A 22,747-nucleotide genomic window follows, 5' to 3' on the forward strand; every position below is an offset into this window, starting at 1 on the left:
TAATAATGAGGAGGTAGATAATGAAGTATTCAGAATATCAACCTCGCCCCGATCTGTTAAAAGATCGTATCATCCTGATCACGGGTGCGGGCGATGGCATTGGTCGTGCAGCAGCAATCAGCTATGCCCTGCATGGGGCAACTGTAGTTCTGCACGGGCGTACCTTAAACAAGCTTGAAGTCATTTATGACGAGATTGAAAGCTTGGGGGCGCCGCAACCTGCCATTCTCCCATTACAGTTATCTAGCGCCTCTGAACGTGATTATGAGTTATTGCTCGACACGCTCGATCGTCAGTTTGGCCGTCTGGACGGGATTTTGCATAATGCCGGTATTTTAGGCGAACGAGTGCCGTTGGCGGAATACCCGGTCAATGTCTGGGATGATGTCATGGCAGTTAACCTTCGTGCGCCTTTTGTGATTACCCAAGCCCTGTTACCTCTGCTGGAAAAATCCAAACATGCTTCGGTGGTCTTTGCCAGTTCCGGCGTAGGTCGTGAAGCCCGGGAATGCTGGGGCGCTTATTCAGTTTCAAAAATTGCCATTGAAGCAGTGAGCCAGTTATTTGCCAAAGAACGGGTCAATTCGAATATCCGTTTTAACTGTATCAATCCAGGCGCTACACGTACGGCAATGCGTGCCAAGGCTTATCCGAATGAAGATCCGAAAACCTTACCGACACCGGATTCCATCATGCCAGCCTATCTGTACCTGATGGGTGAAGATAGCTTGCATATGAACGGTCAAAGTATTGATGCGCAGGACTAATCTTTAATTGACACCTATTTAAAAGTCAATGTCCGCATTGGCTTTTTGTTTTTTTTAAACTCTATAAAGATAAGACCCATTTGAAAGCTGGCTTATTCTTCTGCCCAATTCATCCAGATTTCAGACTGAATCAGCCAGACCTTTCTTATTTCTACAATACTGTCTTTATTCAGTTCGCTACAAATTCCCCTATACTAGCGCCAACAGATTTTTATTTGAGTGCAACATGACTGACTTAAACAACATCACCGTGACGACTTTGGAAGATGGCATGGTCTCTCTGCTGGTCGATCAGCAGCCGATCTCTGAAAAATACGGCATGAAGTTTGATGCCAGCATTGTCGATGACATTCAGGCACTCGAAAATGGTCAAAAACTGAAACTGTTTGACCAGTTTGTCTTTTCCCATACCGATCTGAATTTTGAACATTCCTATCATTATGTGATGGGTATCGAAAAGCTGGGCGATCGTTATCAGGTAGCGAAACACTTTGTCTATCGCATCAAGATCGAAGGTCAGCCTGAAATTGAACATGTGATCAGCAATCAGGGCAAAGCAATGACAGCGGAAGATGTGCATGCCTTTATTCAGGCACATGTGCAGAAATCCCTAAGTGACTATACTGACCTGAACTATGCCTATTAAGATCGTTCATTAGATCCCGAAGAGCGCATTTACTGATAATGCGCTTTTTTTATCCTTAAATTCTTTAAAAAACAGATATAAATCGTTTTAATGAATCAATAATATAAAATTATTCGGTTTTTCAAATTAATATAAAATTTTTATAATGCTTTTCAAGTTAAATCAAAGCGAAGGAAAATTAAATGACAGACCAAAAACGTAAAACTGAAACTATTCGTCGTATTGAAAACTTGCAGTTATCAACTGCCCTCATTTTGGCTTTAGAAGATGCAGTCGAGGCAGAGTCTGTGGCTGAAGCCATTCAGTCTTTACAGGGTTTAACAGAACAGTGGAACTAAAAAATTGTAATGACTGAATCAAGATCTGGTGCTTAAAAAGAATATTTTTCCACTAATTTGAGACGGTTTTGATACACAATTCAGGACATTGCGCTTGCATCTTGATCCCGGTTTTGCTGAAATGCCAATGGGGCTGGGCATAACTGGTCAACTGACTGAAGTGCATCCTAAGCTTATGTAAAATCATGGCATAATCATAATTTCTCTGTAATTGATATAAAACTTCAGCCAGTTCTTCACAGTTTCTCTGCAATTTTTCCGTACATTAGTTACTGTAGAAAATGAACAATTGAATGAGGGTTCAACATGAAAAAGGTTCTGGTAGCATTGGCGATGTCCTGCAGTGCATTCATGCTGGCAAATGTTGCAAACGCTGCCCCTCATTTCAATGATGAACAGCGTATGGAACGAGGTCCGGGTCATCATCAGGCCAAGAAATCGCGTGAGTTCCATGACGATCACCAAGACCAGTATGATAAACGTCGTATGCGTGAAGAACGTGGTGTTAAACGTCTGCAACAGTTACGCTGGCAGCCTGGCTATGTCATGCCGCAGCATTATCGCAGTAATGGCTACAAGGTCGAATATAAGGACCATAAACTGCCTAAACCAGACCGTAAGCAGCAATGGTACAAAGTCAACAATGACTACATTCTGGTGAACTCTGAAAATAACAGTATTGTCCGGATTATCGGAGACTGATTTAGAACCTGATGCAAAGCCCAACCTTGTTTGGGCTTTTTGATTTTTAGGATGAGCCTTTTTAGGCTTTTTCTTATTTTAGAGCTTTCCTTTTAATCGTGGCTAATCTCCTAAATTCCTTCATGAATTTAACAATTCCACTAAACTGGCCTCACGCTTTCTATCCACTTATTCGCTAATTTAATCTCATCGAAAACATGTACAGATTTTTAGGTGAGAGCCATGAAAAAAGTTTTAACTACAATTGCCTTATCTCTTAGTGCGCTGGTTGCTACTTCTGCAATGGCAGCACCGCAGCATCATGATCCACGTTATGCACCGCATAAACCGGCACCGCACTGGGATCATAAAGATGCGAAAAAATGGGATGACCGTCGTTATAACAACCGTGGGGTTAACCCAAGCCGTGACTGGCGCGTAGGTCAAAAACTGCCAAACCGGTATGACAACCGTCGCTTTGAAGTCAGTGGCTATGAAGCACGCCGTTTGCCGAAAGCAGGTAAAAACCAGCAATGGTATAAAATCAATGGTGACTATGTACTAGTCAACGATCGTAATGACAAGATTATTCGAATCATCAACTAATCATTCTCTTTTCTGCCCTTCTAGCAGACACCTGAAGCTCGCTTCAGGTGTTTTTTTATATCTGTACTTCCACTTCAGTATTTTTTCATTAGAATCAAAGCTAGATCTTTAAATGTTGAAATAGGCACAGCTATGACTGCAGCAGAAACCTCACCGAGCAACACCTTGCAATATGTGCACTGGTTTCGCCATTCTGCGCCTTATATCAATGCTCATCGCAATAAAACCTTTGTGATCATGTTTGATGGTGAAGCGGTATTGCATGACAACTTTCAGCACATCATTCATGATATTGCCCTGCTCAATTCTTTAGGAATCCGTCTGATTCTGGTGCATGGCGCACGTCCGCAGATTAACCAGAATCTGGCTGCGAGTGGTTTCGAGACCCCTTTCCACCAGCAGCGTCGGGTGACGACACGTGAATCCTTAAGCTGTGTACTGAATGCTGTAGGATCGATCCGTTTACAGATTGAGGCGCTATTATCGATGGGGCTGGCTAACTCACCCATGTATGGTGCGCGCATTGATGCCGTTTCTGGAAATTTTGTGACAGCCAAACCTTATGGCATCCGTGACGGGGTCGATTTTCAGTTAACTGGTGAAGTTCGGGCGATTGATACTGATGCGATTCAACGTCATCTGGACAATCATAATATTGTGATTCTCGGTCCGACCGGCTATTCAACGACAGGCGAAGTTTTTAACCTTCTAGCTGAAGAAGTTGCAACCAAAACTGCGACCCGCCTCAAAGCAGATAAACTGATTATCTTGGGTCGACAGCATGGTCTGCTCGACAGTAAGGGCCAGTTAAAACGGGAAGTAACCCCACAGCAACTGGATGACTATATTCTTTCTGATGAACAGGATATTGAAATTCGGCTCCAGCTCAAGGCCGCTCAGGAAGCTTCCCGAAATGGCGTCAATCGTGTTCATCTGATTTCATATACCTATGACGGCGCCTTGCTGGAAGAACTGTTCACCCGGGATGGTTCCGGCACCATGATCACCGATGCGCATTATGAAGAAGTGCGTATGGCCGACATTCAGGATGTTGGTGGCCTGATCCGCTTGCTTCGCCCCTTGGAAGAAGAAGGCATTCTGGTTTACCGTTCGCGGGAACGTCTGGAAAATGAAATTGACCAGTTTGCCGTAATTGAGCGTGACGGCATGATTCTGGCTTGTGCTGCCCTGTATCCGATTCCGACTACGGGCAATGAACTGCGTTCTGCAGAAATCGCCTGCGTTGCAGTAGATCCAAGTTACCGTCAATCCAACCGCGGTAGCCAGATTCTGCATTATCTGGAAGATAAGGCCAAAAGTCTGGGTATTCAGCAACTGTTTATTTTAACGACCCGTACTGCACACTGGTTTCTGGAACAGGGCTTTGAACCGGCATCAGTAGATGATTTGCCCGATGCCCGACAGGCTTTTTATAATTATCAGCGCAATTCAATTGTCTGCAAAAAGTCACTTTAAAGTGACTTTTTTTATGCGCTCTCATATCTTTATTTTAGATAACGATATTCATAAAACCTGCATTCAGTATAAAAATCTTATTGCTGATTTTCTAATAAGCATATCTGGTCACTTTATTTAGAATAAATAGTTTTATATTTCATTATCTTATACCAATTACTCTTTCTTCCTAAATTAATATGTAAATCACTTTCCTGCATAAGTTTTGCACTTTTTTATTTATCTTTTTTCTTCATTAGAAATTCCTGAATAGTTATTTTTTTAGAAAAGTAAAAAGCTTTAGCGTATGCCTAAGCTCTTCATTTCACATTTCTAAATTTTCAGGAGTTCTGATTCATGCGCCAATCACACATTCAATTATTCACAAAAACTGCGGTCCTTAGTGCTGCGGTGGCTGGCGTGATGATGCTTTCTGGCTGTGGCAAAAAACAGGAAGCCGTGACCCTGAATATTGGTTTCCAGAAATATGGCGTACTGCCGATCTTAAAAGAACGTGGCACCTTAGAAACGTCATTAAAAGAACAAGGCGTGAATGTGAAATGGGTTGAATTCCCGGCTGGTCCTCAGTTGCTTGAAGGCTTGAATGTCGGCAGCGTATCTTTTGGTGAAGCCGGTGAAGCGCCACCGATCTTTGCTCAAGCAGCGAACTCAAATCTGGTCTATGTGGCCAATCAGCCTGAAGCACCGAAAGCTGAAGCGCTAATCGTACAAAAAGATTCGAATATCCAGTCAGTTCAGGATCTGAAAGGCAAACGTGTTGCCTTAAATAAAGGCTCAAATGTTCATTACTTACTACTTAAAGTCCTTGAAGCCAACAATCTGAAACTCAGTGATATCGAAGTGGTTTACCTGCCACCTTCTGATGCCCGTGCCGCTTTTGAACGCGGTGCTGTCGATGCCTGGGTGATCTGGGACCCGTTCTTCGCTGCAGCAGAACATCAGATTGGTGCCCGTGTCATCGCAACGGGTGAGAACATCATCAGTAACCATCAGTTCTATCTGGCAGATCGCAAGTTTGCTGAAGCCAACCCACAGATTATTGAAGCTGTCGTGAATGAACTCAATCTGACCACTGAGTGGGTCTCTGCTCATCAGGATGAAGCCGCCAAACTTCTGGAAAAACCAACAGGTCTGGCATTTGATGTATTGAAAACGTCTATTTCACGCATGGGTTTTGGAGTAAAACCACTCACTCCCGAAGTGGCACAAAAACAACAACAGGTGGCTGATGCCTTTTATGGCCAGCAACTGATTCCAGCCAAACTGAATATTCAATCTGCAATTATCGCGAAGTAAACCAAAGAACAATTTAGGGGATTTAATCATGACTCAACATCAGCTACACAACAAAGCAATCACATGGTTCAAGACCTCCAGTCATGGAATGAACGCTGCATTAGTTGCTTGCGCGATGTTGGGTTCAAGTGCCGCTTGGGCAGTAGATCCTTCTGTTAAACAGCTTCGTGTGGGCTATCAAAAAGCTTCTGTGAACCTGGTCATTGCCCAGCAGCAAAAACTGTTTGAAAAAGAATTTCCAAATGCAAAAATCAGCTGGAATGAATTCCCAGGCGGACCACAAATTCTAGAAGCATTGGCGGTAGGTTCTATTGATGTAGGTGCAACTGGAGATACACCTCCTGTCTACGCTCAGGCAGGCAATAAGCCATTGCACTATTTTGCTTATGAAACTGCAAAACCTTTATCTTCTGCCATTCTGGTCCAGCATAATTCCAAAATTACCAAGCTGAGCCAGCTCAAAGGTAAACGTGTCGGCGTACACCGCGGTTCAAGCTCACATTATTTACTGGTGCAGGCAGTACGCAAAGCGGGTCTGCAATGGACCGATATCCAGCCGGTCTGGTTAAGCCCTGCTGATGCGCGTGCAGCTTTCCAGAAAGGGGCGATTGATGCCTGGGCGATTTGGGATCCGTACTATGCTGCGGCTCAAGTAGAAGATAAAGCCAGAGTTTTATCTTCAGGCAAGGGCTTAAGTCCCAATTACACCTTTTACCTCGCTTCAGAAAATTTGATCAAAAATCACCCGCAAGCCTTAAAAGGCATTATCAAGCAGGTAAATGTTGCAGATAAATGGGTACAAAGCCATAAGGCTGAAACTGCAAGCATCTTTGCACAAAGTACCGGTCTAAAACCGATTGTCAGCCAGACCTTTATCCAGCGTCGTCCGAATCCGTCTGGTGCGGCACCGCTCACCAAGAAAGTGATTGCCGATCAGCAGGAACTCGCAAACCATTTCAGCGAACTCAAGATCATTCCGAAATCTATCAATATTCAGCAAGCCGTTTGGGCAGGCAAATAATCTAAGGATCAAAGACATGAAAATTTTCTGGTTTATCCCGACACATGGCGACAGCCGCTACTTAGGTACCAGCAAAGGTGCACGCCAGGTCGATCATGCCTACATGAAGCAGATTGCGGTTGCGGTCGATAATCTTGGTTATGAAGGTGTATTAATCCCGACTGGCCGTTCATGTGAAGATCCATGGTTAACTGCTGCCAGCCTGATTGATGCCACTAAAAAATTGAAATTCCTCGTCGCGCTGCGTCCAGGTGTTACTACGCCTGCCCTGACTGCACGTATGGCTGCAACCTTTGACCGTCTGTCTGGTGGCCGTGTATTGCTGAACCTGGTGACGGGTGGTGATGAGCAAGAGCTAAAAGGCGACGGCGTTTATGAAGATCATGCAACACGCTACAAGACTGCAGCTGAATACACCACCATCTGGCGTGAAATCCTGACCCGTTCACATACCGGCGAAAGCTTCACTTTCCATGGCGAACGTCTCAGTGTAGATGATGCCAAACTGCTTTATCCACCAGTTCAAAAACCATATCCACCACTCTGGTTCGGTGGTTCTTCAGATGCAGCCGTTGAACTGGCCACTGATCAGGTTGACACTTACCTGACTTGGGGTGAGCCACCTGCAGCAGTGAAAGAAAAAATTGAAAATGTGCGTGCCAAAGCGGAAGCGAAAGGTCGCAAGCTGAGCTACGGTATCCGTCTGCATGTGATCGTGCGTGAAACCAATGAAGAAGCATGGAGAGCAGCAGACGAGCTCATCCAGTATGTGGATGATGCCACCATTGCTGCTGCACAAGCGAAATTCAAGCAAATGGACTCTGTCGGCCAACGTCGTATGGCTGAGCTGCACAATGGCGACCGTAGCAAACTCGAAGTGTCTCCAAACCTGTGGGCAGGTGTAGGTCTGGTACGTGGCGGTGCAGGTACAGCGCTTGTAGGAGATCCAGAAACTGTCGCAGCACGTATTCAGGAATATGCTGATCTAGGTATCGATACCTTCATTTTCTCAGGCTACCCACATCTGGAAGAATCGATCCGTTTTGCGGAACTGGTATTCCCATTACTTCCGCTTGAAACTCAGCAAAAACTGGCTCAGCCAAACCTGACTGGTCCATTCGGTGAGATTGTGGCAAATAACTACACTCCAGATGAGAACAAGAAGGCTGAGAGTATTCAGGAGCCAGCTTAATGTCGAAAGTCGTTTCAGTTGAAACCCTCGCAGAAAAGAAGGTTTCACGTGGAACAATTCTGGAGCAGCATCTGCTGCCCTGGCTGGTTCCAATTTTCTTGATTGCAGTTTGGCAAATTGCCTCTAGCACAGGCCTGCTGGAAAGCCGGATTCTGCCTGCACCGAGTGCCGTGGTTTTAGCCTTCTGGAATTTATTGCTCAGCGGTGAACTGTGGACGCATGTGCAAGTCAGTGCAGGACGTGCCATCAGCGGATTATTGGTAGGTGGTGGTTTGGGTCTATTGCTGGGTCTGTTAAATGGTTCATCCAAAACTGCCTCTACCCTGCTCGACACCACCTTGCAGATGATCCGCAATATTCCTGCACTGGCACTCATTCCCCTAGTCATCTTATGGTTCGGGATTGATGAATCAGCCAAGCTGTTCCTGGTCGCGATTGGTGTGTTTTTCCCAATCTACATCAATACCTATCATGGGATTCGTTCAGTCGATCCCCAGCTGATTGAAATGGGTAAAAGCTATGGCCTGACTCGCTGGCAGCTTTATAAAGAAATCATCCTGCCAGGGGCAATGCCTTCAATTCTGGTCGGCCTACGTTTTTCACTTGGTCTGGTCTGGGTACTGCTGATTGTGGCTGAAACGATTTCTGCCCAGTCCGGTATCGGTTATATGACCATGAATGCGCGTGAATTCCTGCAAACTGATGTCGTACTGGTGGGTATTTTACTGTATGCCCTGCTCGGTAAACTGGCAGATGTCCTAGCCGTGGCCTTAGAACGATTCCTGCTGCGCTGGCATGCTGGCTATCAAAAATAATTGAAAAAATATTGAGGAGCATGTGATGACTGATCTCAGCTTAGGGCGTCTTGCCAATGATCCGACTGCAGTGCAGGAGCCTGCTGCAACCGACATCAATCCCAATGCCGTTGCGGGTGCCGAAATCATTATTGAACAGCTGCACAAGTTCTATGGTTCGGTGAAGGTACTGGAAGATCTGGACCTGCATATTCAGCCGGGTGAATTTCTGGCGATTGTTGGACGTAGTGGCTGTGGTAAAAGTACCCTGCTTCGTCTGATTGCAGATTTAGAAAAACAGAGCTATGGCGAAATTAAATTCAAGTCCGCACGTCATATCCGTGAAGGCATCACCGCTGATGATATCCGCGTGATGTTCCAGGATCCGCGTTTATTGCCATGGCGCAGCATCGAACAGAACGTGCAACTCGGCTTACCAAAAGACCAGCATGACAATGCATCACAAATGCTGGAGAAAGTCGGCTTAAAAGAAAAAGCTGGACTTTGGCCTTCACAACTGTCTGGTGGTCAGCGTCAGCGTACAGCTCTGGCACGTGCCTTGTCACATAAGCCACGTATTTTATTGCTAGATGAACCACTTGGTGCGCTGGATGCCCTGACCCGTCTGGATATGCAGAACCTAATTGAAAAATTATGGACTGAACAGGGCTTTACCGCGATTCTGGTCACCCATGACGTGAGTGAAGCCGTACAACTGGCAGACCGGATTATCCTGTTGGATAAAGGCCATATTACCAAAGAGTTCAAAGTTGATCTTCCACGTCCACGACAAAAGAATGTGAAATTCGCCGAACTTGAACAGCAGGTTCTGAATGCCGTTCTGGCAACCTAAAATGTGAGGGAATCTGGAATAACTGTTTATTCTGGATTCCTTATTTCGAATCAAGAGAATATCTGTCTCACTGATTATTTATTCAGCAATTGGCAAAATTTCAACTTCATTCATTAATTTTATTTTAACTTTATGATGCTTCAAGGTAATAATTAGTACTTAAAAAATCATCAACCTTTTCAAAAGCTTGGTTTTTAATTCCTGCGCCTTAAACCGATACTAATTATATCTTTAATCTAAAGAATAAATCATCATTATTCATAAAATTAGCACCTGACTTGATGCACAAATCTGATGATTTGACGTACAATTAAAAATTCCCTTTTTAATTGTTTTTAATATTTGCTGATGGAACAAAAAAAGAGTACTCAAAAACGCAACCAGCTGCTGAATGCTGCACTCGATGTTTTTTCCCTATACGGTTTTAATGGGGCGAGTTTAGATGAGATCGCGCAAATTGCAGAAATGCATAAGTCGAATATTTTCTATTATTACGAAAATAAAGAGGCGCTCTATGTAGAGGTTTTAACGACCGTTCTACAAAAATGGCTGGCACCTTTACAAATGCTAGAAGCTGATCTTGAGCCTGAAGAAGCGATTACCAATTATTTGATGCAAAAAATTGAAGTATCGCGTACCCAGCCTAAAGCTTCACGCCTGTTCGCTCTGGAAGTGATTCAGGGTGCGCCGCACATTTTAGAAATCTTAAAAGGTCCATTGAAAAAACTGGTCAAGCGTAAAGCCAAAGTGATTTCAAACTGGCAGGAACAAGGCAAGATTTCTAAAGATATCGATCCTGAACTGCTGATTCTGAATATTTGGGCCGTGACCCAGAACTACGCAGATTTCGCGACCCAGATGGAAATGGTAACAGGCAAGACCTTGCGTAACCGCAGCATGCAACAACGGATTATCCAGCATACGGTAAACATGATGTTATATGGCGTGATCCCACGTAAGGATCAATAAGCGCACTTATGATTGGCATACGGCCATAGCTCCTATGGTCGCCGAGCAAACTTGAGCCTCCCTTTTATTTTACCATTCGATATAAATCTAATAACTTCCTCGCACCCAGCAACAGATTCTCTTCCCAGTCCAGATGCGCAGTTTCATTGGCACCATCACTGATATATTTGACTGAAATCAGGCGAACACCCAGTTTTTTACAGACTTTTGCCAAAGCATAGCCTTCCATATCAACCAGATTACACGTGACTTTCGATATGCTGGTTTCAAAACTATCACCTGTCCCGCAAATCCCTTTCGGCAAATGTTCAAAGAACGATTCCAGCTCAATAGCACCCGGGAAATGCTGATCCATCGGCGTAACGCCGATTTCAAAACCGAGTGGTGAAACATCCATATCACGCTGTACAAACTGGCTGACTTCAATCAGTTCATGTGCATTAAAATGCGTACTCCCTGCTGTACCCAGGTTCAGTAAGGTAGTGCAGCCCGTCTTCTGAATCACTTCAAAGGCTTTAAAGGCCGCATTAATTTTGCCAATCCCGCTGTAATGTACTTCAATACCTTCTGCTTCAAACAAGCCCTTGGACTCATTCGGAAGTGCCATAATTAATGCAATTTCTTGACTCACAATTCTCTCCTGCGCTGTATGGCAGTGATATACCATAAAACAGCAGCACAAAGCAGCCTGAGTTGCATCATTTTAGATGCTCAATCATACAAGGAATTGCATTCTTATTTTTCTGTGGCCTTCGCAATTTGCTGGTTTTGCAAATACTGTTTAAGGCAAGGTGAAAAGATTAAATTGCCATGATAAAAACCTGCTGCCGTTTTAGTTGCAACCAGTATCCATAACATGACTAATACACCTCCCAGTGCATAAGCAACCGCATATAAAAATTGAAGCTCTAGTACAGCAGCCAGATTAAATATCGCCAAAGTAAATACACCGATTGGAAAGGTGAGTCCCCACCAGCCCAAGTTAAAGGGCAACTGCTTTTTGGCATGAGATAAGGTGGTCAATAAGGCAATACCAAACCACCAGACAGCAAAACCAAGCAGGATTAAGGCACCCATAATACCCACCTGTTCTAAAAACAGTCCCAGACTGTATTGATCTATCACTGCCAACACTTGCGGTGCCTGATGACCCAGTAATAACAATGCCAATGCACCTGTACCAATTGGCCCAAGGGCAAGCCAACTGCTAATGGCCATTTCTTTTTCAGGTAACTGATGTAAAGCCAGACGCAACATTAAAATGCTCAGAATTCCGAATGCAGGCAGAACTGAAATTCCCCACAGCATATAGCTGCCGAGTAGAATCATGACGCTCTGTTGAGTTGGCTCCTGATGGGCCAATAACAATCCCCCACTACTTGCAGCAACCTCACATGCCACGATGGGCAGTAACCACACTGCTGTCATGCTTTTAAACTCATGCTTCTGCCGGCTATACATAAAAAATGGCACGGCCCACCCAATCACAACCGCAAGTGCAACATCGACATACCAAAGTAGTCCTGCAATCTGTACGGCAATATCGCCCATTTGATCAATACCAAATTTAAGAAAGCCATTGATGATTGTGGCAAGCCCCATCGGGATTGCACCCAAAAATAAACTCATATTTGGATGCTGAAAAATCTGTTTGGCTTCAACTGGGTAATAAATCCAGCGCAGCGCATAAAGACTCAGGAAAGCAACAAATAAGATGATATTCAAAAGCCAAAGCCCGGCACCCATTTGCCAGAAAAGCTCAGAAGCCAGCGGAGATTCTGCGATAATTAAAGCGACAATACCGGTACCCATGGTTACTGTGAACCAGTTCGGTGTGAACTCACGGATCAGGTCAGAAACTCGATTTAAATCGGCAAATGGCTTTTTCATCAGCTCCACTCTGAAAGGATGTTAGAACCATCATACGAATAATCAAATATAAATTAAATTGATTAATATTAATTTTTATTATCAATTTAATTTATTATAAGTTCATCATTGCATTAATTTTATTGTCTAAAAACACAACAACAAGACGAAACGCTGAGATTATGGCAATATATAGCCTTTCCTATTTTTCAATTCCCTGATTTCGCCTATGCAGCTGCTCCGTCTCAATGCTTTAGCGTCATATTCTGAATTGCCAAAAACCGCCGTTACGATTGGTAATTTTGACGGCGTGCATCTGGGTCATCAGGCCATGATCAAACAGTTAAAAGCTGTTGCAGAAGCTGAGCAACTAAAAACTGTTGTGATGATTTTCGAGCCACAACCGCTTGAATTTTTTAAAGGTTATGAAGCACCGCCGCGTATTTCCTCTTTGCGTGAAAAAGTGGAATATCTAAGCGAACTGGGTGTGGACTATATTGCGGTCGCCAAGTTTGATCATCATTTTCGTAGCCTGAGTGCCGAAGCCTTTGCCGACATTCTGAAAGATAAACTGAATGCAGCGCATCTGGTCTTGGGGGATGATTTTCACTTTGGTAAAAACCGTCAAGGTAATAGTGAATTCCTGCGAGACTACGGATTTAAGGTTACCAACCTGCATACCATTGCCTTGGATGGTGAACGGGTCAGTTCTACCCGCATCCGTCAGACTCTGCAAGCGGGTGACCTGGCTCTGGCAGCCAAATTACTGGGACGTCCTTATAGTATTACCGGCCGGGTGCAATACGGCGACCAGATTGGCCGTACCATTGATTTCCCGACCATTAATGTCCGGTTAAACCGGCATAGACCCTGTCTGCAGGGTATTTATGGGGTTGAAGTCGTCTGTGAAACCGGATCACTCAGCGCCAAGGTTCAGCAAGAAAATCCTGAACAGCCGGGTATTGCCGGCTATGATCAGGGCAGCCTGTTTGGTGCCGGTCATGTAGGTACCCGCCCTGCGATCAAACAGACTCATCCGGAATGGCGATTAGAAGTACATTTTCCTGATGTTTCTGCTAATCTGTATGGCCTGTTAATGCGGGTAACCTTCTTGAATTATCTGCATGGCGAAAAAGATTATCCTTCGCTTGAAGCGTTAAAGGCCGGAATTGATGATGATGTTGAGAAACTGCTTGAGTTTCGTCGAAAACACCCCACATTTCCCTTTTAATGTCCCGTATTTTTATTGTAAAACGTGTCAGTCTAATGACTGATTAAATTGGAAGACAACTTGCATGAGCGATAAGCAAACTCCTGAAAATGCAGTGGATTATAAAGCCACGCTGAACCTCCCAGGTACTGACTTTGCAATGAAAGCAAATCTGGCAGTACGTGAAGCGAAATGGTTAGAAGAGTGGTATGCCGATGACATTTATCAGCAGATTCGTGCATCGCGAATTGGCAAGAAAAAATACGTGCTTCATGATGGCCCTCCATATGCCAATGGCCAGATTCACTTAGGTCATGCAGTCAACAAGGTACTTAAAGACATCATCATTAAAAGCCGCATCATGGACGGCTTTGATGCGCCTTATGTGCCAGGCTGGGATTGTCACGGTCTTCCAATTGAACTGAAAGTTGAAGAAAAAGTCGGTAAGGTCGGCGTTAAAGTGGATGCGCCTACTTTCCGTAAAGCTTGCCGCGAATATGCATTGAGTCAGGTGGAGCTACAGAAAAAAGACTTCATCCGTATGGGCGTGTTTGGTGACTGGAGCAATCCTTACCTCACCATGAACTTCAAGCAGGAAGCCAACATCGTGCGTTCACTCGGTGAAATCGCGAAAAATGGCCATATCCAGCCAGGTCTTAAACCGGTGAACTGGTGTCTGGACTGTGGTTCAGCACTGGCTGAAGCTGAAGTTGAATATGAAGATAAAAAGTCAGACGCGATTGACGTGGGTTTCACCGTGGTGGATCTGGCGGATCTGTCTGCACGTTTAGGTGTTGAAGTTAAAGACTCAACCGATATCGTAATCTGGACAACTACGCCTTGGACCCTGCCTGCGAACCAGGCGGTTGCTCTGCACGCTGAAATTGAATACCAATTGGTTGTTGCACGTGGTGAAGATAAAGCGGCGCAAAACTTTATCCTGGCCAAAGATCTGGTTGAATCTGCGACTGAACGTTATGGTTTTAATGCGGTTGAAGTAATTGCAGATTTTGCCGGTGCGAAACTTGAGAATCTGGTACTACAACATCCTTTAATCGCTGAGCGTCAAGTGCCAGTGATTCTGGGTGAACACGTTATTGCAACCAGCGGTACTGGTGCTGTACATACTGCACCTGGCCACGGTGTGGACGATTATAAAGTTGGTCTGCTGTATAACCTGAAAGTAGATAATCCTGTAGGTGGTAATGGTGTGTATTTACCGACTTCACCACTATTTGCAGGCGAGCACATCTACAAGGCCAATCCCCAAATTATTGCGGCACTTGGCGAAGCTAACAAGCTATGGGCACATAAGCCTATCAAGCATAGCTACCCGCACTGCTGGCGTCATAAAACTCCAATCATCTTCCGTGCGACCCCACAATGGTTCATCAGCATGGATGAAAAAGGTCTACGTCAAGGCGCATTGAATGCCATTGAAAATGACATCAGCTTCGTACCGGATTGGGGTAAAAACCGTATTCAGGCGATGATTGAAGGCCGTCCGGACTGGTGTATCTCACGTCAACGTACCTGGGGTGTGCCAATCCCATTCTTCGTGCACAAAGACACCAATGAACTGCATCCTCGTACACCTGAACTGATCGAAGAAGTGGCTAAACTAATCGAACAGGAAGGTATTGATGCCTGGTATAACCGTGAAGCGAAAGACTTCATCGGTGATGATGCTGAGCAGTACAACGCGGTTCGCGATACCTTAGACGTATGGTTTGACTCTGGTACAACCCACTATGCAGTGCTGCGTGACCGTGAAGAATTGACCGATCCGGCTGATCTGTATCTTGAAGGTTCTGACCAACACCGTGGCTGGTTCCAGTCTTCATTATTGACCTCTATGGCAATCAATCAACGTGCGCCATATAAAGGTCTGCTGACTCACGGTTTCGTGGTTGATGAGAAAGGTCGCAAGATGTCGAAATCGCTGGGTAATATCATTACTCCGCAAGACATTATCAAGAACATGGGTGCAGACGGCCTGCGTTTCTGGATCGCTTCAGCAGATTACCGTTATGAAATGACCGCAGGTAAAGAAATCTTTAACCGTGCATCAGATGGTTACCGTCGTATCCGTAATACTTTGCGTTTCTTGCTGGCAAACCTGAATGGCTTCAATCCGGCAACTGATGCCCTACCTGTAGATCAACTGATTGCACTGGATCAATACATCCTGCAACGCGCCAATGATGTACAGGAAACCATCAAGAAAGCATATGAAGATATGAACTTCCATATCGTGACCAATGCCTTGACCAATTTCTGTATTAACGACCTCGGTGGTTTCTACTTAGACATCATCAAAGACCGTCAATACACTACTAAAGCAGACTCGCAGGCACGTCATTCTGCGCAAACTGCGCTGTATCATCTGGTACAAGCCTTTGTTCGCTGGATGGCACCAATCCTGAGCTTCACCGCTCAAGAAGCATGGCCACTAATTCCAGGTCAAAGCGAGAAATATGTGTTCACTGCTGAATGGTACGATATTCCAGTTTCAGCACAGGCAAACCTGTTGTCTGAAGCAGACTGGCAAACCCTGATTACAGTGAAATCTGCGGTGAACAAGCACATTGAAAATGCGCGTAACGAGAAACTGGTGGGTTCAAACCTGTCTGCCAAAGTTGAGCTGTGGGCCAATGATGAACTGAAAGCTGTTCTAGACCGTCTGGGTGATGAGCTGCGTTTCGTTCTGATCACTTCTCAGGTGATCGTGAATCCGTTTGATGCTGCTCAAGGCAATGATGCTGAACTTGAAGGTCTACGCGTGAAAGTATCTGCGGCAGATGGCGAGAAATGTGTACGCTGCTGGCATGTACTTCCTGATGTGAATACACATGCCTCACATCCAGGACTATGCGGTCGTTGTATCATTAACCTCCCGAGCGGCCAAGGTGAAGAGAGAAAATATGCCTAACCCACAGCAGAAAAAGGGTCTGTTCCAGTTCTATCCTCACAATTTGTGGTGGATTGGACTGGCTATTCTGGCGATCATTCTAGATCAATGGACCAAATGGATTGCGGTAACACATCTGGAATATGCAGATCCGGTGCCCGTCCTGCCCTTTTTAAATTGGACACTGTTACATAACTATGGCGCTGCCTTTAGTTTCTTGTCCGATGCCGGTGGCTGGCAACGTTATTTCTTTACCTCACTTGCAGGTTTAGTGTCTGTGGTTTTCGTGTTCTGGCTGATGCGTATGCCAAAGAGCATGAAAGTCTTGCCACTAGCAGTTGCCCTGATTCTGGGGGGGGCTATTGGTAATCTGATTGATCGCATTTCTTTAGGCTATGTGGTCGACTTTATTCATGTCTATTATCAGAACAGCCACTTCCCTGCTTTTAATATTGCGGATAGTGCCATTACTTTAGGTACGATTCTGCTGCTGATTGATACGTTTTTCCTGGAAAAACACCGAATTCAACGTGCACAGGCGCAACATGACTGATTTTATTAATCCTAACGAGGAAACTCGTGTTGAAGACGGCTCTAAAGTCGAGCTTCATTTTTCTGTCGCGATCGAAAGTGGCGTAGAAATTGACAATACCCGTAGCCGTGAAGAACCGGTAAGCCTGACCATTGGTGATGGCAACCTATTACCAGGTTTTGAAAAAGCTTTAATGGGCTTACGTGCTGGTGACCGTCGTACCGTCAGCCTTCCGCCCGAAGAAGCTTTTGGTCCGTGGAATCCTGAAAATGTCCAAAAATTTGATACGGTGAAATTTGGCGAACGTCCGATCGAAGGTCACATGATCGAGTTTGAAGACAAGGCCAAATCGACTTTGTATGGCGTAGTAAGATCCGTAAATGATGATATTACCGAAGTGGACTTTAATCATCCGCTTGCAGGTAAAAATATCACCTTTGAAGTCGAAATCTTCAAAGTTACTCCAGCTGGCCAGCAAGGCGTGAAGCTGATGTAATATCGGCTAATCACATGATTTAAAACAGCTCCTTCGGGAGCTTTTTTAGTTTCTGGATACAAATCCTCTCTAGTCTCTGTTCAGAAATCTGATTAATTTAATTTGATGAGAATACGATAAGAAAGGGAAAGATATGAAAATTTATATTGTGGTTGGCAGTGTGCGTGAAGGACGTACAGCAATTAAGGTCGCACATTGGGTACTACAGGAAATTAAAAAATATGGTTTTAGCACGCTTGAAACCGAACTTGTCGACTTAAAAGAATGGGATCTTCCGCTTTTTGCTGGTTCTCATCCCCCATTGACCGGTATTTATGATCAGCCGAAACAGCAGGAATGGGCCGACTTTATTGCCCTTGCGGATGCATTTATTTTTATCAGTCCTGAATATAACCATGGCTATAGCCCGGCATTAAAGAATGCGCTGGATTATCTGGCCAAGGAATGGCAAGGCAAACCGGCAGCCTATATCGGTTATGGCGTCACCAACGGCTCACGTTCCATTGATCAGATCCGTCAGGTCGGCACTCAGCTCGGTATGGTGGATACCAATGCAGTTGTAGAGCTTCGGGACATTTTTAGCCGCAATAAAGACTACAGCTTTGAAGGGAATGAATTCGATAACAAAACACTCAGAGATGTCGTGGATAAGCTGATCCAGTATGTCAGTGCCTGAGGACGACAGTTATGTGCGCTTTAGCCTACAGGCAGCGCAGAATTTGTCGGCTATTCTCACTTTCAGTTCAAGGCTATAGTTTGATTCATAGACAGACAGGAAGTCTGCAAAGCGATACAATAACAATAAAAAGCGCAGAGTAACAGGACGTTGACAGATCAGACAGGAGTCAGATCTGAGAAGCAAATCCAGAAAAGCCTCAACAGGATGTTGGGGCTTTTTTGTATTTAAAATCAGGAATTTTTCTTAAAAAAAATCAGATCTCTACATTAAAGTCTACATTGACATCACAGGCTGCTTGCCCACCGCGGATTCCTCAGTTTTCCAATGGACTTTCCCGCAGATGAATCAGAATATGATCAGACAGAATGCCCAGTTTTCCCAAGCTTTCTACACAATCTGCTGATACAGTTTGCGTTTGGTCTCCAGACTCCGGCCAGCGAAGCAGTCAATACTGATCAAGGTAAAGTATTCAGGCTGGGCCAGATGAACCATATATTGAAAACGATGGGCTTCATGTACCACCAGCCGGATATTACGGTCATAGTCAGGCAGTTGAAAGGCATTTTTCACACAGTGAAATACGCTGTCGAGTAACTGCTCTTCATCAGCCTGGGAATATTGCTGCCGGACTTCAATTTGAACGGTAGGCATGTGCTTCTCCTTTCTATTATGTTATGGAATTTTTTTAAATATTTTTTTATTGAATAGAGAGATGAGCTTCAATAAGGTCTTCTATCTCTACCATATCGTAAAATTGTCCTGATAACTTGGGATTTGATCGGATAAATATTTTCAAGTGACCTTGTCGCCTCTGGCCTACAGCAGATGCGGTCAATGCCTCTACTCGAGCTTTCTGACTCAGGCTATATTGAGTGCATACCAAGACAGGAAGTCTTGCAAAAACAAGAATAAAACATCGGCAGGATGCTGATCGATACCGGAGGAAAGGTATCTGAGCTAAATTTGAAAAGGCCCTCACAGGAGTTGGGGCCTTTTTCTTTCATTCTGATATTAACTATTTAGCTTTTTACTGAGGGGCGGTCATCTTAAGCAACTTGGCTTTTGGACCATCTTCAATCACCCAGAGTGAGCCATCTTTGGCCTGAATTGCACCACGAATCCGCTCTTTCATATCCAGTCGCTGTATTTCTTTAACAGGACTTTGAGTAGTATCAATCACGATCATTGCCTGAGAAGACAGACCTGTAGCAATGGCTTTATTTTTCCATTGAGGAAAGCTATTGCCAGTATAGAACAGCAAGTCTGAAGGAGAAATTACGGGAGTCCAATCTAGTGCTGGTGCTTCAAACTCTGGTCGGGTACTGTGATCTGGAATCGGCTTGCCATCATAATGATCCCCATTGGAGACAATCGGATAGCCATAATTTTTGCCCTTCATCACTTTATTCAGCTCATCACCACCTTTAGGCCCCATTTCAATCACCCAAAGCTGCCCTTGTGGATCAAATGCCAGACCGAGAGGATTACGGTGTCCCAGACTCCAGGCCTGCTTGGCAATTTCACCCTGATTCATAAATGGATTATCGGAAGGAATTGAACCATCATCATTCAGACGAATAATCTTGCCGGCATTGGATTTCATATCTTGAGCTGGATTAAATTGCTGACGTTCACCCGAACTGATCCAGAGTTTGTTATCTGAGCCAAAGATAATCCGGTGCCCATAATGGCCCTGACCGGAAGAAAATTTCGGTACCTGAGTCCAGATTTTTTTGATCTGAGTGAGTTGTGGTGTGCTCTTGGTAAGATCCAACTTGCCACGAACCACGACTGCACCATAACCACCCTGCCCTTGTTCAGCATAACTGAGATATACCCACTGATTCTTGGCAAAGTCAGGATGGAGTACGACATCGCCTAAGCCACCTTGTCCGCCATAGGCCACTTGAGGAATACCCTCAACAGTTTGAGTGCTGCGATTGGCTGGATTAAATAATTTTAACTTTCCAGATCTTTCAGTAATCAGTAAGCGCTGATCTGGCAGCTCAGTCAGTGCCCAGGGCTCATTCAATTGTGCAAATTCTTCGACTTTATAGGCTTGCTGTGTGGTTTTGGCAGCGGATTGTCCAGCTGCCGGTGATGAAGTCTTGTCTTGGGCACAGGCAGTCAGGCTATAGGAACCTAAGCCTAATAATAAAATTGCTGCTATTTGAGTCTGTTTCATTGTTATTCTTCATGCTAATTTCATTCAGATAAGTACCAATTTAGCATTCCATACAGCGGCTAAAATAATAAAAAAGTAAAGGAATCGTAAGCGGATATAACTTGATCGGATAAAGATAGCTGATGTATTGATTGGATTTTTTATTATTTAATACAGGCTGAATCGCGAAGAATTTTCGCCTGATACAACTGCTGATCGGCTGTTTTCAGTAAACGGTCAACATTTCTATAGATATGTTCAGCATCCATAATCGCTGCCCCAACACTGATACTGATCCAGGACTTGTCATCCCCACGATTGGCATGTTCCAAATTGAGCTTACGGATGACCTCACAAAGTTGCTCGGCAAAAGCTTCGGCTTCCTGCCAGGAAATATCTGCCAGTAAAACCGCAAATTCCTCACCCCCATAACGGGCCAGAAAGCCATTTTCAGGCAATATTTGCTGAATGGTTTGAACCAGTGTTTTTAAAATATAGTCACCTTTGAGATGACCATAATAGTCATTATAGTTTTTAAAATAATCCACATCGATCATATAAACAGCCAGCGAAGTTTGGTTTGCTATCGCATGCTCATATTGCTGCTGTAGCTGTTCATTTAAGGCAAAGCGATTATAGGCACCTGTCAGCGAATCCAACCTCACCTACTGCGCGAGTTTCTCATTGAGCAAGGTGATATCACGTGTACGGTCCTGTACCTTCTGATCAAGTTCTTTATTCAGGCGCAAAAGCTGCTTGTTTAACAACTCGGTATTAATACTTTGCACCGCATAATCACGGCTGAGCTGAAAGGTAATTAAAATAAAATAGGCACAAGATGTATAAAATGCAATTTCAACTGAATCAATTACCTTTAAAGCAAGTAAATAGTCATGCAGGAAGGTCAGGCAGACCAGCACCACCGCAATAGAATTAATCTTGGAATAACGTACATGCGATTTGTGCATGCGGTAAGCGCCATAAAGCAGATTAATAAAGACCAGTACTGCAATACTAAAGCTCTGGAAAAAGAAGCTCTGGAATATATAAGGCAGCGTAAACAGGGTCACAGCTACATTGATACTAATTAGCAAAGCTGTGATTTTTAATAAATAAGGATTTAACAGTCGATATGGCAATAAATAGATATAAATCAAGAAGAACAGAGTTGCCAATTCAGTCAGTAAATACTCAAATCGTGTGCCCCATACCCAGGAAATATTCGTGAATAAAGTATAAATAAATGGGACTGCAAAGAAGCTACGTAGGCTCAAGCACAGAATAAATAACCCTAGAAACAGCAACAAATTACCTGCTTGCGTTTTAAGGCTGCGAAACACTGCAAAGAACACCATAAAGCAGCCAATCATCAGCAGAACGCCACTGATCACACTTAAAGGAATTACCTGATCATAAAACTTATCCAGAATAGGCTGGTTAAAGCCAATAAACATGCTATTTTCCAGCCCGCCACGGATATGGTGATAACTTGAAGCCTGAATGGTAATCGTCACTTCCCGCTGTGAGGGAAAGAAAGAAGCCAGCTTTGGCGCCATCATGGTCTGATGCTGACCATGTATGCCTACCTGCCCTACTTCTATCAGGAGATGATCATCGACATACATGCGATAAGCCCCATACTGGTATGGTACATAAACATAAACCGCATGATTAATGGCTGATTCAGGCAGCCTGAAGGTTTTTTGAAAAGTTCCAATATGGTCTTTATGACCTGTTAAGGTCAGGAAAGAATTAGGTAAATGAACTTTTTCAGCAGCAAGAGTCTGACTAGAGGAATTTAATGGGGATGATCGCTGCCCAGAAGTGGGATCAATCAGCTGATTGGGGTAGAAATCCCATTCTCCATCGAGTTTGACATACTGATGATGATCAAAATTTAATTCTGTTACAGCATATAGCTGTGGAGAAATCAAACTGAGCCATATCAACACAAATGTGTTTATGAGAATCTGCTGCATATGACTCAGAGAATAAAAAAATATTTACACAAGTAGTATAACATTTTACAGCTGATCAGAGATTATACAGCCGTAAAAAATTAGTGGTTAAAGAGAGAAAAGAGATTATATAAATATAAAAAAAGCCCCCTGCTTAGCAGGGGGCTTTTGGAATAATGAGCTGGCGATGACTTACTCTCACATGGGAGACCCCACACTACCATCAGCGCTAAGAGGTTTCACTTCTGAGTTCGGGAAGGGATCAGGTGGTTCACTCTTGCTATGGTCG

22 protein-coding genes, 1 rRNA gene and 1 pseudogene are annotated in these 22,747 nt (G+C 44.2%); 17 read left to right on the forward strand and 7 right to left on the reverse strand.

All coding sequences use genetic code 11. The features are described from left to right. Positions 1 to 20 precede the first annotated feature (20 nt). From FTU03_RS01520 to FTU03_RS01575, 12 genes are all read left to right on the forward strand, one after another. A complete protein-coding gene (locus FTU03_RS01520) occupies positions 21 to 767 on the forward strand; it encodes a YciK family oxidoreductase (protein ID WP_179991891.1) in 747 nt (248 codons plus the stop codon). Positions 768 to 993: 226 nt separating this feature from the next. Then, positions 994 to 1,413 (forward strand): hypothetical protein, encoded by a 420-nt coding sequence (locus FTU03_RS01525; protein ID WP_179991890.1) that lies wholly within the window; start codon positions 994 to 996, stop codon positions 1,411 to 1,413. 182 nt (positions 1,414 to 1,595) lie between these two features. After that, positions 1,596 to 1,751 carry a hypothetical protein gene (locus tag FTU03_RS01530; RefSeq protein WP_179991889.1) on the forward strand — a complete coding sequence of 52 codons (156 nt, stop codon included), beginning with the start codon at positions 1,596 to 1,598 and terminating at the stop codon, positions 1,749 to 1,751. A 306-nt stretch (positions 1,752 to 2,057) separates the two neighbouring features. Next, the gene (locus FTU03_RS01535) at positions 2,058 to 2,453 is read left to right on the forward strand and encodes an RcnB family protein (RefSeq protein ID WP_034704024.1); all 396 of its coding nucleotides are present in this window, start codon (positions 2,058 to 2,060) and stop codon (positions 2,451 to 2,453) included. 222 nt (positions 2,454 to 2,675) lie between these two features. Continuing rightward, entirely contained in the window at positions 2,676 to 3,038 is a 363-nt protein-coding gene (locus FTU03_RS01540) for an RcnB family protein (protein WP_179991888.1), read from the forward strand. Between the two features lie 132 nt (positions 3,039 to 3,170). Next, entirely contained in the window at positions 3,171 to 4,514 is a 1,344-nt protein-coding gene (argA, locus tag FTU03_RS01545; protein WP_179991887.1) for an amino-acid N-acetyltransferase, read from the forward strand. Between the two features lie 336 nt (positions 4,515 to 4,850). Then, positions 4,851 to 5,810, forward strand: coding sequence for a sulfonate ABC transporter substrate-binding protein (locus tag FTU03_RS01550; RefSeq protein ID WP_179991886.1), 960 nt, complete (start codon positions 4,851 to 4,853; stop codon positions 5,808 to 5,810). 88 nt (positions 5,811 to 5,898) lie between these two features. Further along, entirely contained in the window at positions 5,899 to 6,831 is a 933-nt protein-coding gene (locus FTU03_RS01555) for a sulfonate ABC transporter substrate-binding protein (RefSeq protein WP_227607501.1), read from the forward strand. Between the two features lie 16 nt (positions 6,832 to 6,847). Next, entirely contained in the window at positions 6,848 to 8,023 is a 1,176-nt protein-coding gene (gene ssuD, locus FTU03_RS01560; RefSeq protein ID WP_159124170.1) for an FMNH2-dependent alkanesulfonate monooxygenase, read from the forward strand. Continuing rightward, entirely contained in the window at positions 8,023 to 8,838 is an 816-nt protein-coding gene (gene ssuC / locus FTU03_RS01565; RefSeq protein WP_179991885.1) for an aliphatic sulfonate ABC transporter permease SsuC, read from the forward strand. The genes ssuD and ssuC overlap by 1 nt, the downstream gene beginning before the upstream one ends. Positions 8,839 to 8,863: 25 nt before the next feature. Beyond that, on the forward strand, positions 8,864 to 9,670 hold the full coding sequence (locus FTU03_RS01570) for an ABC transporter ATP-binding protein (protein WP_179991884.1): 807 nt from the start codon (positions 8,864 to 8,866) through the stop codon (positions 9,668 to 9,670). 348 nt (positions 9,671 to 10,018) lie between these two features. Beyond that, a complete protein-coding gene (locus tag FTU03_RS01575) occupies positions 10,019 to 10,639 on the forward strand; it encodes a TetR/AcrR family transcriptional regulator (RefSeq protein ID WP_179991883.1) in 621 nt (206 codons plus the stop codon). A gap of 64 nt (positions 10,640 to 10,703) precedes the next feature. On the opposite strand, the gene FTU03_RS01580 is transcribed toward FTU03_RS01575, so the two are convergent. Beyond that, positions 10,704 to 11,270 (reverse strand): 5'-nucleosidase, encoded by a 567-nt coding sequence (locus FTU03_RS01580; RefSeq protein ID WP_179991882.1) that lies wholly within the window; start codon positions 11,268 to 11,270, stop codon positions 10,704 to 10,706. 104 nt (positions 11,271 to 11,374) lie between these two features. Next, positions 11,375 to 12,529, reverse strand: coding sequence for a TDT family transporter (locus tag FTU03_RS01585; protein WP_179991881.1), 1,155 nt, complete (start codon positions 12,527 to 12,529; stop codon positions 11,375 to 11,377). 208 nt (positions 12,530 to 12,737) lie between these two features. Between FTU03_RS01585 and ribF the strand changes: the two genes are divergently transcribed. From ribF to FTU03_RS01610, 5 genes are all read left to right on the forward strand, one after another. Continuing rightward, the gene (gene ribF, locus FTU03_RS01590) at positions 12,738 to 13,739 is read left to right on the forward strand and encodes a bifunctional riboflavin kinase/FAD synthetase (protein ID WP_179991880.1); all 1,002 of its coding nucleotides are present in this window, start codon (positions 12,738 to 12,740) and stop codon (positions 13,737 to 13,739) included. A gap of 64 nt (positions 13,740 to 13,803) precedes the next feature. Continuing rightward, on the forward strand, positions 13,804 to 16,650 hold the full coding sequence (gene ileS, locus FTU03_RS01595) for an isoleucine--tRNA ligase (RefSeq protein ID WP_179991879.1): 2,847 nt from the start codon (positions 13,804 to 13,806) through the stop codon (positions 16,648 to 16,650). After that, positions 16,643 to 17,182, forward strand: coding sequence for a signal peptidase II (gene lspA / locus FTU03_RS01600; protein WP_004781354.1), 540 nt, complete (start codon positions 16,643 to 16,645; stop codon positions 17,180 to 17,182). Before ileS ends, lspA begins: the two co-directional genes overlap by 8 nt. Further along, complete coding sequence (locus FTU03_RS01605; RefSeq protein ID WP_125278879.1) at positions 17,175 to 17,657, forward strand: peptidylprolyl isomerase; 483 nt, start codon at positions 17,175 to 17,177, stop codon at positions 17,655 to 17,657. Before lspA ends, FTU03_RS01605 begins: the two co-directional genes overlap by 8 nt. A gap of 133 nt (positions 17,658 to 17,790) precedes the next feature. Beyond that, on the forward strand, positions 17,791 to 18,333 hold the full coding sequence (locus FTU03_RS01610) for an NADPH-dependent FMN reductase (protein WP_179991878.1): 543 nt from the start codon (positions 17,791 to 17,793) through the stop codon (positions 18,331 to 18,333). Positions 18,334 to 18,649: 316 nt separating this feature from the next. Here FTU03_RS01610 and FTU03_RS01615 read toward each other — a convergent pair. From FTU03_RS01615 to rrf, 5 genes and pseudogenes are all read right to left on the reverse strand, one after another. After that, positions 18,650 to 18,987 (reverse strand): annotated as a pseudogene (locus FTU03_RS01615) (tautomerase family protein). Between the two features lie 376 nt (positions 18,988 to 19,363). Further along, entirely contained in the window at positions 19,364 to 20,521 is a 1,158-nt protein-coding gene (locus FTU03_RS01620; protein ID WP_179991877.1) for a PQQ-dependent sugar dehydrogenase, read from the reverse strand. Positions 20,522 to 20,664: 143 nt separating this feature from the next. Continuing rightward, positions 20,665 to 21,159 (reverse strand): GGDEF domain-containing protein, encoded by a 495-nt coding sequence (locus FTU03_RS01625; protein ID WP_179991876.1) that lies wholly within the window; start codon positions 21,157 to 21,159, stop codon positions 20,665 to 20,667. A gap of 6 nt (positions 21,160 to 21,165) precedes the next feature. Further along, complete coding sequence (locus FTU03_RS01630; RefSeq protein WP_179991875.1) at positions 21,166 to 22,452, reverse strand: hypothetical protein; 1,287 nt, start codon at positions 22,450 to 22,452, stop codon at positions 21,166 to 21,168. A gap of 185 nt (positions 22,453 to 22,637) precedes the next feature. After that, positions 22,638 to 22,747, reverse strand: a 5S ribosomal RNA gene (gene rrf, locus FTU03_RS01635); the annotation flags it as partial.

Origin of the sequence: Acinetobacter sp. YH12046, from assembly GCF_013419905.1 — a bacterium.
Classification (GTDB): domain Bacteria; phylum Pseudomonadota; class Gammaproteobacteria; order Pseudomonadales; family Moraxellaceae; genus Acinetobacter.

Bases quoted from the DNA above. Each gene is read 5' to 3' on its own strand.
- FTU03_RS01555 (WP_227607501.1), top strand. From the start codon at position 5,899: ATGAACGCTGCATTAGTTGCTTGCGCGATGTTGGGTTCAAGTGCCGCT.
- ileS (WP_179991879.1), top strand. From the start codon at position 13,804: ATGAGCGATAAGCAAACTCCTGAAAATGCAGTGGATTATAAAGCCACG.
- FTU03_RS01620 (WP_179991877.1), bottom strand. From the start codon at position 20,521: ATGAAACAGACTCAAATAGCAGCAATTTTATTATTAGGCTTAGGTTCC.
- FTU03_RS01585 (WP_179991881.1), bottom strand. From the start codon at position 12,529: ATGAAAAAGCCATTTGCCGATTTAAATCGAGTTTCTGACCTGATCCGT.
- FTU03_RS01550 (WP_179991886.1), top strand. From the start codon at position 4,851: ATGCGCCAATCACACATTCAATTATTCACAAAAACTGCGGTCCTTAGT.
- lspA (WP_004781354.1), top strand. From the start codon at position 16,643: ATGCCTAACCCACAGCAGAAAAAGGGTCTGTTCCAGTTCTATCCTCAC.
- FTU03_RS01605 (WP_125278879.1), top strand. From the start codon at position 17,175: ATGACTGATTTTATTAATCCTAACGAGGAAACTCGTGTTGAAGACGGC.
- FTU03_RS01610 (WP_179991878.1), top strand. From the start codon at position 17,791: ATGAAAATTTATATTGTGGTTGGCAGTGTGCGTGAAGGACGTACAGCA.
- ssuD (WP_159124170.1), top strand. From the start codon at position 6,848: ATGAAAATTTTCTGGTTTATCCCGACACATGGCGACAGCCGCTACTTA.
- ribF (WP_179991880.1), top strand. From the start codon at position 12,738: ATGCAGCTGCTCCGTCTCAATGCTTTAGCGTCATATTCTGAATTGCCA.
- argA (WP_179991887.1), top strand. From the start codon at position 3,171: ATGACTGCAGCAGAAACCTCACCGAGCAACACCTTGCAATATGTGCAC.
- FTU03_RS01535 (WP_034704024.1), top strand. From the start codon at position 2,058: ATGAAAAAGGTTCTGGTAGCATTGGCGATGTCCTGCAGTGCATTCATG.
- FTU03_RS01570 (WP_179991884.1), top strand. From the start codon at position 8,864: ATGACTGATCTCAGCTTAGGGCGTCTTGCCAATGATCCGACTGCAGTG.
- FTU03_RS01525 (WP_179991890.1), top strand. From the start codon at position 994: ATGACTGACTTAAACAACATCACCGTGACGACTTTGGAAGATGGCATG.
- FTU03_RS01520 (WP_179991891.1), top strand. From the start codon at position 21: ATGAAGTATTCAGAATATCAACCTCGCCCCGATCTGTTAAAAGATCGT.
- FTU03_RS01575 (WP_179991883.1), top strand. From the start codon at position 10,019: ATGGAACAAAAAAAGAGTACTCAAAAACGCAACCAGCTGCTGAATGCT.
- ssuC (WP_179991885.1), top strand. From the start codon at position 8,023: ATGTCGAAAGTCGTTTCAGTTGAAACCCTCGCAGAAAAGAAGGTTTCA.
- FTU03_RS01540 (WP_179991888.1), top strand. From the start codon at position 2,676: ATGAAAAAAGTTTTAACTACAATTGCCTTATCTCTTAGTGCGCTGGTT.
- FTU03_RS01530 (WP_179991889.1), top strand. From the start codon at position 1,596: ATGACAGACCAAAAACGTAAAACTGAAACTATTCGTCGTATTGAAAAC.